Raw genomic sequence first — 14,711 nt, forward strand, 5'->3', positions numbered from 1 at the left:
CCTGTCGAGGCCGGTAAGCGTTTCTTGACGTATCGCAAGTCCGGTAGCAATACTGCACAGACGCGGCAAGTTTCGCGACGTGTTGCCGCATGGCTAAACCTGAGCGCGCGAGGTTCACCTCCTACAATCGGCATGCATTCGCCAGACTGCCTGACGGCCAGGGCGGTCTGGATCCAGCCGGACTCACCGGCGTGAAGTCGTCTTCGACCGATCATGACCATAGCCCTGAATCGCAGCAGCACTGTCCGGTCGCGCTTGCGCGGCCGGTTCACCAGGTGGGTGCGCGGTCCAACGCTGGCGCGCGATATCGCCATCATCCTCGCCATCAAGTTCGTCCTACTGATGGCGCTCAAGTACACATTCTTCAATCATCCACAGGCGCAGCACATGATGCTGCCGCCTGAGCAGGTCGCGCAGGCGCTGCTGTCGGTGCCCGCCCCGCATCCGTCTCGAGGTGATCAACATGCCCGTTAGCGAAGTCGTAGAACTGTCGCGGTTCCAGTTCGCCATCACGGCGCTTTATCACTTTCTGTTCGTGCCGCTCACGCTCGGTCTCGCCTGGTTGCTCGTCATCATGGAATCGGTCTACGTGATGACCGGCAAGCAGATCTACAAGGACATGACGCAGTTCTGGGGCAAGCTATTCGGCATCAACTTTGCAATGGGCGTCGCGACCGGCCTCACGCTCGAGTTTCAGTTCGGCACCAACTGGGCTTATTACTCGCATTACGTCGGCGACATTTTCGGCGTGCCGCTCGCCTTCGAAGGGCTGATGGCGTTCTTCCTCGAATCGACGTTCGTCGGTCTGTTCTTTTTCGGCTGGAACAGATTGTCAAAAATCCAGCATCTGATCGTCACGTTCTGTGTCGCGCTCGGTTCGAACCTGTCGGCGCTGTGGATTCTGATTGCCAACGGCTGGATGAACAATCCGGTCGGCGCGAAGTTCAACTATCAGACGATGCGCATGGAGCTCGACAGCATCGGCTCGGTGATCTTCAACCCGGTTGCACAGGTCAAGTTCGTGCACACGGTATCAGCTGGATACGTGACCGCGGCGATGTTCGTACTCGGCGTGTCGTCGTGGTATCTGTTGAAGCGCCGCGACACCGAGTTCGCGCTGCGCTCGTTCGCGATCGCCGCCGGCTTCGGCCTCGCGTCGGCGCTGTGCGTGATCGTGCTGGGCGACGAATCCGGCTATCGCACCGGTGAAGTCCAGCAGATCAAGCTCGCCGCGATCGAATCCGAATGGGAGACCGCGCCCGCGCCGGCACCGTTCACGATATTTGGCATCCCCAATCAGAAAGAGCAACGCACCGACTATGCGATCCGTGTGCCGTACGCGCTCGGCATTATCGCGACCCGCTCGCTCGACGAACCCGTGGTCGGCCTGCGCGACCTGATCGCCCAAAACGAAGGTCGCATCAAGGACGGCATGCTCGCCTATTCGGCGTTGCAGCGGTTAAAGGGCGGCGACTCCAGCGACGAGGCGCATGCGGAGTTCGACAAGTACAAGGACGATCTCGGCTACGCCCTGCTGCTCAAGCGGTTCACGCCGAACGTCATCGACGCGACGCCAGACCAGATCGCCGCGGCGGCACGAAGCACGGTTCCGCCGGTGTTGCCACTGTTCTTCTCGTTCCGCACGATGGTCGGCCTTGGCCTGCTGTTCCTCGCCACCTTCGTGCTCGCCTTCTGGTTCTGCGCGCAGCGCACGTTGCTGCTCGAAAAGCGTCGCTGGTTTCTGCGCTGGGCGGTCATCGCGATTCCGCTGCCGTGGCTCGCCGCCGAGCTCGGCTGGATCGTCGCGGAAATGGGCCGCCAGCCGTGGAGCATCGCGGGCATTCTGCCGACCAACCTGGCCGCGTCGACGCTGACGCCGCGCGATCTGTATCTGAGCATCGGCGGCTTCGTGCTGTTCTACACGGGGCTGTTCGTCATCGAGATCATGCTGATGTTCAAGTACGCGCGGCTCGGCCCTTCGTCGCTGCATACGGGCCGCTATCACCACGAGATCGGACAGCCGGTGACGCAGCCACTGTCGAACACGGCCGCATGACGCACCGCTGCACCGCCCCGGAGGAGGAACCCATATGGACTACGCAGCTCTCAGACTGATCTGGTGGGTGTTGATAGGTGTACTGCTGATCGTCTTCGCGCTCACCGACGGCTTCGACATGGGCGCAGCGATCCTGCTGCCGTTCATCGCCAACACTGACTCCGAGCGACGCATCGTCGTGAACACGGTCGGCGCGACGTGGGAAGGCAACCAGGTCTGGTTCGTGACCGCGGCCGCGGCGATGTTCGCCGCGTGGCCGCTCGCCTACGCGGCATCCTTCTCAGGCTTCTACTTCGCGATGCTGCTCGTGCTGTTCGCGCTGTTCTTCCGCCCGGTCGGCTTCGACTATCGCGGCAAGCGCGAGGATCCGCGCTGGCGCAACGCGTGGGACTGGGGCCTCTTTATCGGCGGCTTCGTGCCGGCGCTGGTGTTCGGTGTCGCGTTCGGCAATCTGCTGCAAGGCGTGCCGTTCTCGTTCGATACCGATCTGCGCGTCACCTATCACGGCAGCTTCTTCGGCCTGCTCAATCCGTTCGCGCTGCTGACGGGACTCGTCAGCGTGTCGATGCTGGCCGCGCACGGCGCCGCGTTCGTCAAGTGGAAGACCGATGGGGTGGTTCACGAGCGCGCGTCGAAGGCGCTGCGGCTCGCGGCGCTGTGCACGGTGGTGCTGTTTCTCGTCGCGGGTGCGTTCGTCGCGACGATGATCGGCGGCTATCAGATCGTCGACGCGCCGCCGCTCGACGCCGTCTCCAATCCGTTGATGAAGACCGTGATCGGCGCGCCGGGTTTGTGGCTGAACAACTACGCGCTCTACCCGTGGATGGCGATTGCGCCGCTCGCGGGTCTCCTCGGCGGGGTGCTCGCGGTGCTGCTCGCGCGTTCGCGCTTCGAGGCGACGGCGTTTCTGTCGACGTCGTTGATGATCGTCGGCTTGATCTTGACCGCGGGCTTCTCGATGTTCCCGTTCATCATGCCATCGTCACTCGACGGCCGCAGCAGCCTGACCATGTGGGATTCCACGTCGAGCCGCCTGACGCTCGAGATCATGCTGTTCGCCGTCATCGTGTTCCTGCCGATCATCCTGCTCTATACGGGCTGGGTGTATCGCGTGATGCGCGGCAAGGTGACCGCCGCGGCGATCAAGGAAAACCACCATTCGATGTATTGACCGGCACGACGCTTCAACAGCAAACAGGAGTTGGCGATGTGGTATTTCAGCTGGATTCTCGGCGTTGGCGTCGCTCTGGCGTTCGGTGTCGTCAATGTGATGTGGCTCGAATCGCGCGAGGTGGCGCGCTCGGCAAAGCGAGGGACTCGCTAGGGTCTGTTTACATATGGAACGCACGTGCGTTGCCGCGAGAAGGGCCGCTCGCAAGGACTGCGACGCCGCGAATACTCGACGTATTCGCAAGGAGCATGACGCAGCGAGCGGCCCTTCTCGCGGCAACCCCATTGCCTGAATTTCATTCCAGGGGAATGCCCGCTATCGGCCGCATGGCGGCGTCGTGCGTCGCTCACGTGGCGCGGCCACGCAGCGCTCCTTACTCCTTGCCCTGCGGCCGATAGCGGGCATTCGCACGTGCGTTCCATATGTAAACAGACCCTAGGCGCCACGCTCTGGTCGTAAACGCGAAAGCGGCACCTTGGGACCAGGTGCCGCTTTTTTATTGGCGTGCTGCGATCGCCGTGCAACTCAACAGCGCTCGACAGCCATCAACCGATCACGCCGGCACCGGCGCCGCGCCCGCGCCGCCGCCTTGCGACGACAGGCGCTCGGCCAGCTTCTGCGCATAGCGCTGCGCGGCCTCGCCGACGACGATATGGAACGTGTCGGTCGACACCCACGCGGTATCGAGCGTCGCGAGGCGCTGACGATCGACCGCCGACGGATCGCGCACGACTACCCGCAGACGCGTCGACGCGACCGCATCGAGCGACACCACGTTGCCCGCGCCGCCGAGCACGGCGAGCCAGCGCAGCGGATCGGGATCGAGCGGACCGCCTTGCGCGTCATCGGCGTGCCCAGCGTTTCGCGCGACCGGCGCGGCAGCGGTAGCCGCCGCGGCAGCAGCCGGCGCCGATACAGCAGCACCCGCCGCCTTCACCGCGTCGCCCTGACCCTGCGCGATCGCCGTACGCATCTCATCGGCGATGATGTCCGCCTCCGGTCCGATGATCACCTGCACGTTGTTCGTGCCGCGCTTGAGCACACCGCGCGCACCGATCGACTTCAGTTCGCTTTCCGAGACCTTCCCCGTATCGACCACAGACAGACGCAGACGCGTCGTGCACGCATCCACGACCGACAGATTCGCCGCGCCACCGAGCGCCGCGATATAGCGCTGTGCACGCGGCACGGCCGCACCAGCCGCCGGCGCGACGAAACCGCCCGCCGCGAACGACTCGACCTGCTCGTCGGCAGCGGCGGGCTCACGGCCCGGCGTCGCCATGTTGAACTTACGGATGAAGAAGCGGAACAGACCGTAGTACACGACCGAGTACACGATGCCGAGCGGAATCGCCCACCAGCCCTTCGTCGACAGACCGAAGTTCAGCACGTAGTCGATGAAGCCCGCCGAGAACGTGAAGCCGAGGTGAATCCCGAGTGCCGAGCAGATCGCGAGCGACAGACCCGTCAGAAGCGCGTGGATCGCATACAGCACCGGCGCGAGGAACATGAAGCTGAACTCGATCGGCTCGGTCACACCGGTCAGGAACGACGTGAGCGCCATCGAGAACAGCAGGCCGAACACCATCGCGCGACGCTCTTTCGGCGCCTCGTGATACATCGCGAGACATGCGGCCGGCAGGCCGAACATCATCACCGGGAAGAAGCCGGTCATGAAGGTGCCCGCGGTCGGATCGCCAGCGAAGAAGCGGTGCAGGTCGCCCGTGACGGGCGCACCGCCCGCCGGCGTGAAGGTGCCGAATACGAACCACGTCAGCGAGTTGAGGATGTGATGCAGGCCCGTGACGAGCAGCAGCCGGTTCAGCACGCCGAACACGAAGGCGCCGAGCGCGCCGGCCGTCGTGAGCCAGTGGCCGGCCACGTCGATCGCGTTCTGCACCGGCTCCCACACATGCCCGAATACGATGCCTAGCACCACGCAGACCACCCCTGTCACGATCGGCACGAAGCGTTTTCCACCGAAGAACGCCAGGTAGTCGGGCAGCTTGATGTCCTTGTAGCGGTTGTACAGCAGCCCCGCGACGATGCCCGCGATGATCCCCGACAGCACGCCCATGTTGAGCTTGTCGTTGATGTCCTTCATCACCGCGATCTGCACCAGATAGCCGATCGCGCCAGCCAGACCCGCGACGCCGTTGTTGTCTTTCGCGAAGCCGACCGCCACGCCGATCGCGAACAGGAGCGGCAGGTTGTCGAAGATCGCGCCGCCCGCATCGGCGATCATCTTGATGTTGAACACGTCGGGCTGGCCGAGCCGCAGCAACAGGCCGGCCACCGGTAGCACCGCGATCGGCAGCATCAGCGCGCGTCCCAGGCGCTGAATCTTCAGAAACGGATTTCCATCCATCGGTATCTCCAATTTTGTCTCGTAGGGGTAGGTCTTGGTTGAGTGGTGCAGCTATACGGAGAATCGCGCCGCGCGTGAAGGCAGACGTGCTGCCGGGCGCACGGCGTGCGGGTTCTCAAATTCGTTAGTGTTTCAATCGAGGGGCCACGTGGCGCGGCTTGCGGCTCTGACCGCCTGCGCCGAGTCGAGCGCTAGCGCATCGCGGGCGCGCTGGCGACACAGCTGATAGTCGAGCGTGCGCACGCGTGCCTTGATGCCTGGCACGGAGACCGGATCGACCGACAGCTCGGTCACACCGAGGCCCACCAGCAGCGGCATCGCGAGCGGGTCGCCGGCGAGCGCGCCGCACACGCCAACCCATTTGCCGTGCTTCGCGGCACCTTCGACGGTCGCCGCGATCAGGCGCAGCACCGCCGGATGCAGGCCGTCCGCCTGCGCCGCGAGATCGGGCTGGCAGCGGTCCATCGCGAGCGTGTATTGGGTCAGGTCGTTGGTGCCGATCGACAGGAAATCGGCGTGCTGCGCGAGCTGATCGGCGAGCAATGCAGCCGACGGCACTTCGATCATCACGCCAACTTCGACCGGCTCCGATCTACCCGCTTCGCGTGCAAGTTCGTCGATACGCTTGCGGATGCGGATCAGTTCGCCCGCATCGGTGACCATCGGCAGCAGGATGCGCACGGCGCCGACCGGACGCACCGCGAGCAGGCCACGCAGCTGGTCGTCGAGCAGATCGGGGCGCACCTGCGCGAGGCGCACGCCGCGCAGGCCGAGCGCGGGGTTCGCCTCGGGCGGCAGCGTCAGATAATCGACTTCCTTGTCCGCGCCGACGTCGAGCGTGCGGATGATCGCGGTGCGGCCGCGCAACGCATCGACGATCGCCTGATAGCTGTGGCGATGCTCGTCCGCGCTCGGCGCGGCCGGGCGGTGGATGAACAGCAGCTCGGTGCGCAGCAGGCCGACCGCGTCCGCGCCGTTGTCGACCGCGGCGTTCGCGTCGTCGAGTGTGGCGATGTTGGCGGCCACTTCGATCGCGCGGCCGTCGGAGGTCGCCGCTGCCTGCTGCGACGTGCGGCGATCCGCTTCGCGCACGTCGGCGAGGCGGGCGCGTTCGCGTCGCGCGCGTTCGACGTCGAGTTCGGTCGGCGCGAATTCGAGCCGGCCGGTGCTCGCGTTCACCACCACCTGAGTGCCCTCGGGTATCGCATGCAACGCGTCGCCGAGCGCGACCAGCGCCGGAATGCCCGCCTGACGCGCGAGAATCGCCGCGTGCGAGGTCGCGCCGCCGCGTGCCATCACGAGCGCGGTCACGCGCGTGCGATCGAGCGACGACAGATCCGACGGCGTGAATTCGTCGGCCGCGAGCACCGCCTCGTCCGGCAGGGTGCGAGCCGCGCTGCTCGTGTAGCCGAGCGCGCGCTGCACGCGCTTTTCGATGTCGCGCAGATCGGCGGCCCGCTCGGCGAGCAGTGCGTCCTCCACATTACTCAGGATGCCTACTTGCGCGCGGATCGCTTCGCGCCACGCAAAACCGGCACTCTTGCCGAGGCTGATCAGATCGCGCGCGGCGTCGAGCAGTGTCGGATCTTCGAGCAGCACGCGATGCACCGCGAAAATCCCCGCCTCGCCGACCGAGCCGCGTTGCGACGCATCGCGCACGATCGTGTCGAGATCGGCGTCGACGGTCGCGATCGCCTTGTCGAGCAGACGGCTTTCCGCCGCCGACGTGCCGCTCGCCTGCTCCGGCGGCTCGAGATCCGCGTCGTCCCAGCGCACCAGCTTGCCGAGCGCGATGCCCGGCGCGGCGCACACGCCCGCGAGCGTGTTCGGCGCGAGCGGCTCGCCCGCGGCGGGCGCCGCAACGACTGCCGCCGGTGCGGCCGCTGGCCGCGCCGCTTTCTGTTCGCGCTTCGGTTCGACCTCGCCGTGCGCTTCGCGCATCAGTTCGTCAGCGATTGCATCGACCGCCGCCTGCGCGTGCGGACCGACGCCGAGCAACTCGACGCTTGCGCCTTCGCCGGCACCGAGTCCAAGCAGACCCACCACGCTTTCGATCGGCGCCTTGCGCCCGTCGTAGCGCACCTCGACCCGTGCGTCGAAGCGGCGCGCCGCTTCGCGCGCCCGCGCCGCGGGCCGCGCATGCAGGCCGCCCGCATGCGTCAGCGTGATCTGCCGGCGCGCTTCGTCCATCACCTGCGCGGCGCTCGCCTCGCGCACCGCGTCGTGGCTGACGCCCTCGCGCGCGCGCAGTACCAGCAGCGGCGTTTCGCCGGCCTTGACATGCCCGTTCGGCGCCCGCTCGATGACCTCGAACGCATCCGAATTCGCAATCGCGATCACCGAGACGAGGCTCGGCGCATTCAGCGCGATCTGATCCAGATCGAACTCGATCAGCACGTCACCGGCGCGCACCTGCGCGCCCTGCTCGACCATCGGCGCAAAACCCTTGCCATTCAGTCCGACAGTGTCGATACCGATATGCAGCAGAATCTGCGCGCCCTCGGCGCTCTCGAGCGTTACCGCGTGGCCGGTGCGCGCGAGATGCGTGACGACGCCGTCGCATGGCGCGACGAGCCGACCCTCGAGCGGATCGACGCCGATGCCGTCGCCGAACATGCCGCCCGAAAACACCGGGTCCGGCACCTTCGCGAGCGGCACGACCGGGCCGGTCAGCGGTGCAAGCAAAACAATGTGATTCTCGGAATGGCTCATCAGGTTGGACTTCTCGACACGTCGCATCGTCATTCTCGTCAGTGAGTTTCGGTGACTTTGTTGAGATGGCGAGGCGCGTCGGGATTGCGCCCGCGCGCGGCGGCAAGATCCGCGGCCATCACGTAAAAGGACAGGATGGCGGCGATCGGATCGAGCGCTGCGTGTGCGGTGGCGACGAGCGGCAGCGAGGCTTGCGTGACGTCATCGGGCGCCGCGAGCAGCACGCGCGCGCCGCGCGCGCTCATGTCGTGCGCGAGTTGCAGCAGACCCGCCTGCTCCGGGCCACGCGGCGCGAACACGAGCAGCGGATAGTCGCGGTCGATCAGCTCCATCGGACCATGACGCACTTCCGCGCTCGAAAACGCTTCGGCCTGGATGCCGGAAGTTTCCTTCAGCTTCAGCGCGGCTTCCTGCGCGATCGCGAGGCCAAGACCGCGGCCAATCACGATCATCCGTTCGATACCGCGCAACTCGTTCACGGCCATCGACCAGTCGAGCCGGCCCGCGCGTTCCAGCGCGTCGGGCAGCGTATTCAGTCCATCGAGCAACGCGGCGTCGTTCTGCCAATGCGCAACCAGCTGCGCGGAGATCGACAGCATGGCGATATAGCTCTTGGTCGCCGCGACGCTCAGCTCGGGACCGGCTACGAGCGGCAGATGCCATTCGCACGCGTCGGCGAGCGGCGAGCTCGGTGCGTTCACGGCGGCGACCGTCAATGCGCCGGCCGCGCGCAACGCGTTCATCGTGCCGACGAGGTCGGGGCTCTTGCCCGATTGCGAAAACGCGAGCGCAAGCTGGTCGCGCACCTGCAGCGGCGCCTGCTGCAGCGTCGCGACCGACATCGGCAGCGACGCGACCGGCACGCCGAGGCGGCTCATCGTCAGGGATGCAAAGTAGCTGGCGGCATGGTCCGAGCTGCCGCGCGCGACGGTCAGCGCGACATGGCGCGGCTGTTGCGCGAGCTTCGCGGCGAGCGCCGCGACGCGCGAGGTGTCCTTGAGCTGCTCGGCTACTGTTGCGGCGGACTCGAGCGCTTCCTTAAGCATATTCGACAATGGCTTCTCCTTCGACGTAGGTCGCGCTCAGCGCCAGCTCGCGGTCGAATACGACCACGTCGGCCCACGCACCGCGCGCGATGCGGCCGCGGTCCTCGATGCCGAGATAGTCGGCGGCGTAGCGTGACAAACGGTGGGATACATCGGCGATCGGCAGGCCGATCGAGACGAGATTGCGCAGCGCCTGATCCATCGTCAGCGTGCTGCCCGCGAGCGTGCCGTCGGCCAGACGTACGCCGCCGAGGCACTTGGTTACGTGCTGGCTGCCGAGGCGGTATTCGCCGTCGGGCATGCCGGTGGCCGACGTGCTGTCCGTCACCACATAGAGGCGCGGAATCGCGCGCAGCGCGGTGCGGATCGCCCCCGGATGCACGTGCAGCAGGTCGGGAATGATTTCGGCGTATTCGGCGTGCGCAAGCGCAGCGCCCACGAGGCCAGGGTTGCGGTGATGCAGCGGCGACATCGCGTTGAACAGATGCGTGAAGCCGCACGCGCCGTGCTTGAGCGCGGCGACCGCGTCGTCGTAGGTGCCGAGCGAATGGCCGAGCTGCACGCGTACGCCGCGCGCCGCCATCTCCGAGATGATCTCCATGTGGCCGGCGATCTCGGGCGCCAGCGTGACGACGCGGATCGGCGCGATCGACAGATACCTGAGCACCTCGTCCAACACCGCCGATACCGCCGCGTCGGGCTGCGCGCCGAGCTTGCCGGGGTTGATGTACGGCCCTTCCAGATGCACGCCGAGCACGCGCGCGCAGCCCGGCGTGCGCACCCGCGTGACATTGCCGAGCCCGGCGACGACGTTCATCAGCTCGTCGCGCGGCGCGGTCATGGTCGTTGCGAGCAGGCTCGTGGTGCCGTAGCGCGCATGCGTGCGGGTGATCGTTTCGATCGCGTCGCCAGCTTCCATCACGTCGGCGCCGCCACCGCCATGCACGTGCAGATCGATGAAGCCGGGCAGGATGTACGGTGCGTCGTTCGTCGTCGGATCGACGCGCTCGCCGGACAGCGTCGTGATGCGGCCGTTTTCGTATTCGAGCGTGCCGTGGATCCACCCTTCGGTGGTAAGTATGTTTCCGGTCAGCATGAGTCTCTCTGGTGCGTGATACGTATGCGGCAAATGGCGTCCGCCGGACTTGCGGCCTGCGAGGGCCGCGCAGCTCAGGTGCGCAATTCAGCGACGAAGTCGTAGTAGTCGTCGCGGCAATAGGTGTCGGTCAGCTCGATTGCGCGTTGATCCGCGCAGTAGCCGATCCGGGTGATGACCAGCAGCGCGGTGCGCGGTTCGATGTCCATCAGCGCGGCGATTTCGCTCGACGCGTTGACTGCGCGGAAGTGCTGCAACGCGCGCACGACCGCCGCGCCGCGCTGCTCGAGATAGCTGTACAGCGAGTCGCCGATCACGAGCGGATCAGGCACGATCGCGACCGGCAGCGCCGAATGTTCGACCGCCATCACGATGCCGTCCGCGCGCCGCAGCCGCCGCAGGCTCGTGACGGCCGCGCCGGGTGACAAGCCGAGGCGCAGCAGCTCGTCGCGATTGGCGGCGCGCACGTCGCGTTCGAGCCAGACCGAATCGGGCCGGAAACCGCGCTGCTGCATCTTCTTCGTGAAGCCGGTGAGACGCGACAGCGGATCTTCGACGCGCGGCGTGATGAAGCTGCCCGCGCCGCGCGAGCGCCGGATCAGCCCCTGCTCGACCAGCAGTTCGATCGCCTTGCGCGCGGTGACGCGCGACACGCCGATCGCGTCGGACAGCGTACGCTCGGAAGGCAGCGCCTCGCCGGCCGACCAGACGCCGCAATGGATCGCCGTCGCCAGGTTGCGCGCGAGCTGCAGGTAGAGCGGCGTGACGTTGCGCACGTCAGGCATCAATGCGGACCAGCGAGTTTCCATGGGGCTCCAAGGACGCCGCGAGCAGTACAGCCCGGAAAATTGAGAGCCCATTATATAACCAACATAATACCAGTCAACGGACTGGTTCCATGCCGGTCCGGATCGCCGGAAAGCCTTGCTGAGTGCGGATCACAGCGGTATTCAACGGCTCCGTCGGAGGGATTTGCAGACCAGGGACTTTCCCGCATCGCACGCATTTGACGATACCAGCGAGTCGTTATCGGCTCCTGGTGGTATCAACAGCCCAAATAATCAATACCTATTTAATACCAGTTGGTGTCTCGCGGCGGTGGAGTGGCTTTGTAAATAAGGGTCGTGCCGATATAGTGCGCTGTACCGACCATAAAAAGTCCCGGGGAGCCGCCCTTGACAGATTCCGAGGCGCTGCGGCGCGCTCAGGCCGTCCGCCATTTCAATCGCTTCTATACCCAATGCATCGGTGCCCTGCACGAGCATCTGGCTCGAAGCGAGTTCTCGCTGACGGAAGTGCGCGTGCTGCACGAGCTATCGCGCGCCCGCGCGCAGACCGCGTCGGTGCTCGGGCGCGCGCTCGGGCTCGATAGCGGCTATCTGAGCCGCCTGCTGACCAGTTTCGAGCGACGCGAGCTGATCACGCGCCGTCCATCCGACACCGACGCACGCCAGTCGCTGATCGCGCTCACCGAGCACGGCCACGCGATCTACGCGCCGCTCGACGCCGCCGCCATCCATGAAGCACTCGGCCTGCTCGACAGACTCAGCGCGCTATCGCAGGAGCAGTTGATCGCCGCGATGAAGCTGATCGAGCGCCTGCTCGGCGACAAGCCGAAGCACGAGCTCGTGGTGCTGCGTCAGCCGCGCGCCGGCGAATGTGGCTGGCTCGTGCATCGTCAGGCGCAGTGGTTCGCCGCGCAGTACGGCTGGGATCACACGTTCGAGGGCTTGCTCGCGCGCGTCGTCGCCGAGTACGCGCAGCGCAACGATCCGCTGCGCGAGAAGTGCTGGATCGCCGAACAGGAGGGTCTGGTGGTCGGCTCGGTTTGCCTCGTCGGGGTCTCGACGACGGTCGCGGGCGTGCGCCTGCTGTGGGTCGAACCGGACGTGCGGAAGCTCGGCATCGGCACGCAGTTGCTCAGCGAATGCGTGCGCTTCGCGCGGCGCGCGGGCTACACGAAGCTCACGCTGACCACCGCGAGCGCATTGGCGGAGCCACGGCGGCTTTGCGAGCGCGCTGGGTTCGAGTTGGCCGGCAGCGCCGCGCAGCGCCGCTTCGGCCAGGATCTGACGATCGAAAGATGGGAGCTGGAACTATAAAAAAAGCACGCGCCTGTACGGCGCGTGCCTTTCCTGATGCCATGCGGCTGCGCTTGCGATCGCGCTGAACGCGTCGCTTAGAACGACGGCACCGTCGAACCCTTGAACTGCGTCTTGATGAACTGGCGCACGTCTTCCGACTGATACGCCGCGACCAGCTTCTTCACCCATGGCTGATCCTTGTCCTTCGCGCGCACGGCGATCAGGTTCGCGTACGGGCTGTGGATGTCTTCGAGCGCGATCGCGTCCTTGGTTGGCTGCAGGGCGGCGGCCAGCGCGAAGTTCGTATTGATGACGGCTGCGTCGACGTCGGCGAGCGAACGCGGCAGTTGCGCGGCGTCGAGCTCGACGAACCTGATCTTCTTCGGATTGTCGACGACATCGAGCGGCGTCGCGTTGTTGCCGCCCGTGGCCGCGCCGTCCTTCAGCTTGATCAGCCCTTGCGCCTGCAGCAACAGCAGCGCGCGATTTTCGTTCGACGGATCGTTCGGCACCGCGACCTTCGCGCCCTGCGGCAGGTCCTTCAACGACTTCAGCTTCTTCGAGTACGCGCCGAGCGGCGAGATGTACGTGAGGCCCGCGTTGACGAGCTTGTAGCCGCGCTGCTTGATCTGGCTATCGAGGTACGGCTGGTGCTGGAAGCTGTTGGCGTCGAGGTCGCCCGCGTCGAGCGCGGCGTTCGGCTGGATGTAGTCGTTGAACTCGACGACCTTCACGTTCAGGCCTTCGCGCTTCGCGACCTTGGTGACGACTTCCCAGATCTGCGCGTCCGGGCCGCCGATCGTGCCGACCTTGATGACCTTGTCGTCGGCGTGCGCGCCGAAGCTGGTCAGGATCGCCGCACCGGCGACGACTGCGGTGAGGGCTTTGAGGATATTTCTGCGCTGCATGTGATTCTCGCTGTTGCGGTTCGACGTTTGAGTCGATGGCTCCGATCGATGTCGGAGTCGGATGAAATGGGCGGCGCTCCGGTTCGTGCTGGCGCGCCGTCGGCCAAGCCCAAAATTGTTTCATATGGGCGGCAAGTTGGGAAATACCCTTACCGCATATGGTTATGCGGAGCGCAAGCGCAATGGCTAGCGCAACGCAAAACCCGCGGCTGACCGATAATCCAGAGCCGTAGCCGCGCACGGCCCACTCACCCGCCCCTGAGAACGACCATGTACGTGATCAACCTGATCTACACCGCCCCGCTCGATCGTATCGACGACGCGCTCGACGCGCATCGCGCGTTTCTCGCGGAGCAGTTCGACGCGGGCATCTTCGTCGCGGCCGGGCCGAAAGTGCCGCGCGACGGCGGCATCATCCTCGCGGTTCGTATCGAGCGCGACAGGCTGGATCGCATTCTCGCGAGCGATCCGTTCGCCCTGCAACAGCTCGCGCGCTACGAGGTGACGGAGTTCAAGACGACGCGTCTCGCGCCGGGGCTGAATTTGCCGATTCCGGTCTGAGCGCGAGTTGCGAAGAGGGGAGGGATGCGGGGAGGCGTGAGCGGCGCCGCTTTAAAAAGCCGCCTGCGATGCGCGTCAATCAAGCAGCAGCTTGATGTCATGGACCCATGGTGTCGCGCCTTGGCCATCGCGCGCGAACAGACGCAGCTTGCCGTCCGTGTCGAACACATAGCTCGCGGCCGTGTGGTCCATCGTGTAGCTGTCGGGTGTCTTGCCCGGGACCTTCGCGTAGTACACGCGGAAGTCTTTCGCGACCTTCGCGAGCTGCTCTTCGCTGGCGGGACGCAAGCCCACGAAGCTCGGATTGAACGCCGGCACGTATTGCGCGAGCAACTGCGGCGTATCGCGCTCGGGGTCGACGGTGACGAACAGCACCTGCACGCGCTTCGCGTCCTCCGGACCGAGTTGCTGTAACGCCTGTGACAGCTCGGCCATCGTCGTCGGGCAGACGTCCGGGCAATGCGTATAGCCGAAGAACAGCACGACGACCTTGCCTTTGTAGTCGGCAAGCGTGCGGATCTTGCCGGACGTGTCGGGCAACGAGAAATCGCTGGCGAATTGCGTATTGCCGGTGATGTCGAGATTCGTAAAAGCCGGCGGCTGCTTGCCGCAACCCGTCATCAGCAGTGTGCCGCCCAGCGTCGCGCCGAGCGCGCAAGCCATCACAGCGGCGCGCGCAATGCGCGCAAAGCGATTGTTGAGCATGGTG

Annotated in this window: 13 protein-coding genes; 6 read left to right on the forward strand and 7 right to left on the reverse strand. The window is 65.7% G+C overall.

What is annotated here, in order from left to right; all coding sequences use genetic code 11:
* Positions 1-213 precede the first annotated feature (213 nt).
* From cydP to cydX, 4 genes are read left to right on the forward strand one after another with little or no spacing between them, the layout of a single operon-like run.
* Entirely contained in the window at positions 214-474 is a 261-nt protein-coding gene (gene cydP / locus HDG34_RS23520; protein ID WP_018419327.1) for a cytochrome oxidase putative small subunit CydP, read from the forward strand.
* A complete protein-coding gene (locus HDG34_RS23525) occupies positions 464-2,056 on the forward strand; it encodes a cytochrome ubiquinol oxidase subunit I (protein ID WP_184062511.1) in 1,593 nt (530 codons plus the stop codon). The genes cydP and HDG34_RS23525 overlap by 11 nt, the downstream gene beginning before the upstream one ends.
* A gap of 34 nt (positions 2,057-2,090) precedes the next feature.
* The gene (cydB, locus tag HDG34_RS23530; protein ID WP_184062513.1) at positions 2,091-3,227 is read left to right on the forward strand and encodes a cytochrome d ubiquinol oxidase subunit II; all 1,137 of its coding nucleotides are present in this window, start codon (positions 2,091-2,093) and stop codon (positions 3,225-3,227) included.
* Between the two features lie 36 nt (positions 3,228-3,263).
* Positions 3,264-3,380: a cytochrome bd-I oxidase subunit CydX gene (gene cydX, locus HDG34_RS23535; RefSeq protein ID WP_184062516.1), complete on the forward strand. Its 117-nt coding sequence runs from the start codon at positions 3,264-3,266 to the stop codon at positions 3,378-3,380.
* Positions 3,381-3,780: 400 nt separating this feature from the next.
* Here cydX and nagE read toward each other — a convergent pair whose 3' ends face one another.
* The 5 genes from nagE to HDG34_RS23560 form a co-directional block, all read right to left on the reverse strand.
* Positions 3,781-5,595 (reverse strand): N-acetylglucosamine-specific PTS transporter subunit IIBC, encoded by a 1,815-nt coding sequence (gene nagE / locus HDG34_RS23540; RefSeq protein WP_184062518.1) that lies wholly within the window; start codon positions 5,593-5,595, stop codon positions 3,781-3,783.
* 132 nt (positions 5,596-5,727) lie between these two features.
* Positions 5,728-8,307: a phosphoenolpyruvate--protein phosphotransferase gene (ptsP, locus tag HDG34_RS23545; RefSeq protein ID WP_184062765.1), complete on the reverse strand. Its 2,580-nt coding sequence runs from the start codon at positions 8,305-8,307 to the stop codon at positions 5,728-5,730.
* 38 nt (positions 8,308-8,345) lie between these two features.
* Positions 8,346-9,362, reverse strand: coding sequence for an SIS domain-containing protein (locus tag HDG34_RS23550; protein WP_184062520.1), 1,017 nt, complete (start codon positions 9,360-9,362; stop codon positions 8,346-8,348).
* A complete protein-coding gene (gene nagA, locus HDG34_RS23555) occupies positions 9,346-10,449 on the reverse strand; it encodes an N-acetylglucosamine-6-phosphate deacetylase (RefSeq protein WP_090802908.1) in 1,104 nt (367 codons plus the stop codon). The genes HDG34_RS23550 and nagA overlap by 17 nt, the downstream gene beginning before the upstream one ends.
* A 74-nt stretch (positions 10,450-10,523) precedes the next feature.
* Positions 10,524-11,258: a GntR family transcriptional regulator gene (locus HDG34_RS23560; protein WP_090802906.1), complete on the reverse strand. Its 735-nt coding sequence runs from the start codon at positions 11,256-11,258 to the stop codon at positions 10,524-10,526.
* Between the two features lie 366 nt (positions 11,259-11,624).
* Between HDG34_RS23560 and HDG34_RS23565 the strand changes: the two genes are divergently transcribed.
* Positions 11,625-12,551, forward strand: a complete 927-nt coding sequence (locus HDG34_RS23565) for a bifunctional helix-turn-helix transcriptional regulator/GNAT family N-acetyltransferase (RefSeq protein WP_184062522.1) — start codon at positions 11,625-11,627, stop codon at positions 12,549-12,551.
* A gap of 77 nt (positions 12,552-12,628) precedes the next feature.
* On the opposite strand, the gene HDG34_RS23570 is transcribed toward HDG34_RS23565, so the two are convergent.
* Entirely contained in the window at positions 12,629-13,441 is an 813-nt protein-coding gene (locus tag HDG34_RS23570; protein WP_184062524.1) for a MetQ/NlpA family ABC transporter substrate-binding protein, read from the reverse strand.
* A 270-nt stretch (positions 13,442-13,711) separates the two neighbouring features.
* Between HDG34_RS23570 and HDG34_RS23575 the strand changes: the two genes are divergently transcribed.
* The gene (locus tag HDG34_RS23575; protein WP_018419317.1) at positions 13,712-14,002 is read left to right on the forward strand and encodes a YciI family protein; all 291 of its coding nucleotides are present in this window, start codon (positions 13,712-13,714) and stop codon (positions 14,000-14,002) included.
* A gap of 75 nt (positions 14,003-14,077) precedes the next feature.
* On the opposite strand, the gene HDG34_RS23580 is transcribed toward HDG34_RS23575, so the two are convergent.
* Complete coding sequence (locus HDG34_RS23580; protein ID WP_184062526.1) at positions 14,078-14,707, reverse strand: SCO family protein; 630 nt, start codon at positions 14,705-14,707, stop codon at positions 14,078-14,080.
* Positions 14,708-14,711: the final 4 nt, after the last annotated feature.

The sequence above is a fragment of the Paraburkholderia sp. HC6.4b genome (assembly GCF_014200875.1).
Lineage (GTDB): Bacteria > Pseudomonadota > Gammaproteobacteria > Burkholderiales > Burkholderiaceae > Paraburkholderia > Paraburkholderia tuberum.

Coding starts and splice junctions, on each gene's coding strand:
- HDG34_RS23580 (WP_184062526.1), bottom strand. CDS start 14,707: ATGCTCAACAATCGCTTTGCGCGCATTGCGCGCGCCGCTGTGATGGCT.
- nagA (WP_090802908.1), bottom strand. CDS start 10,449: ATGCTGACCGGAAACATACTTACCACCGAAGGGTGGATCCACGGCACG.
- cydP (WP_018419327.1), top strand. CDS start 214: ATGACCATAGCCCTGAATCGCAGCAGCACTGTCCGGTCGCGCTTGCGC.
- nagE (WP_184062518.1), bottom strand. CDS start 5,595: ATGGATGGAAATCCGTTTCTGAAGATTCAGCGCCTGGGACGCGCGCTG.
- cydB (WP_184062513.1), top strand. CDS start 2,091: ATGGACTACGCAGCTCTCAGACTGATCTGGTGGGTGTTGATAGGTGTA.
- cydX (WP_184062516.1), top strand. CDS start 3,264: ATGTGGTATTTCAGCTGGATTCTCGGCGTTGGCGTCGCTCTGGCGTTC.
- ptsP (WP_184062765.1), bottom strand. CDS start 8,307: ATGAGCCATTCCGAGAATCACATTGTTTTGCTTGCACCGCTGACCGGC.
- HDG34_RS23525 (WP_184062511.1), top strand. CDS start 464: ATGCCCGTTAGCGAAGTCGTAGAACTGTCGCGGTTCCAGTTCGCCATC.
- HDG34_RS23570 (WP_184062524.1), bottom strand. CDS start 13,441: ATGCAGCGCAGAAATATCCTCAAAGCCCTCACCGCAGTCGTCGCCGGT.
- HDG34_RS23575 (WP_018419317.1), top strand. CDS start 13,712: ATGTACGTGATCAACCTGATCTACACCGCCCCGCTCGATCGTATCGAC.
- HDG34_RS23560 (WP_090802906.1), bottom strand. CDS start 11,258: ATGGAAACTCGCTGGTCCGCATTGATGCCTGACGTGCGCAACGTCACG.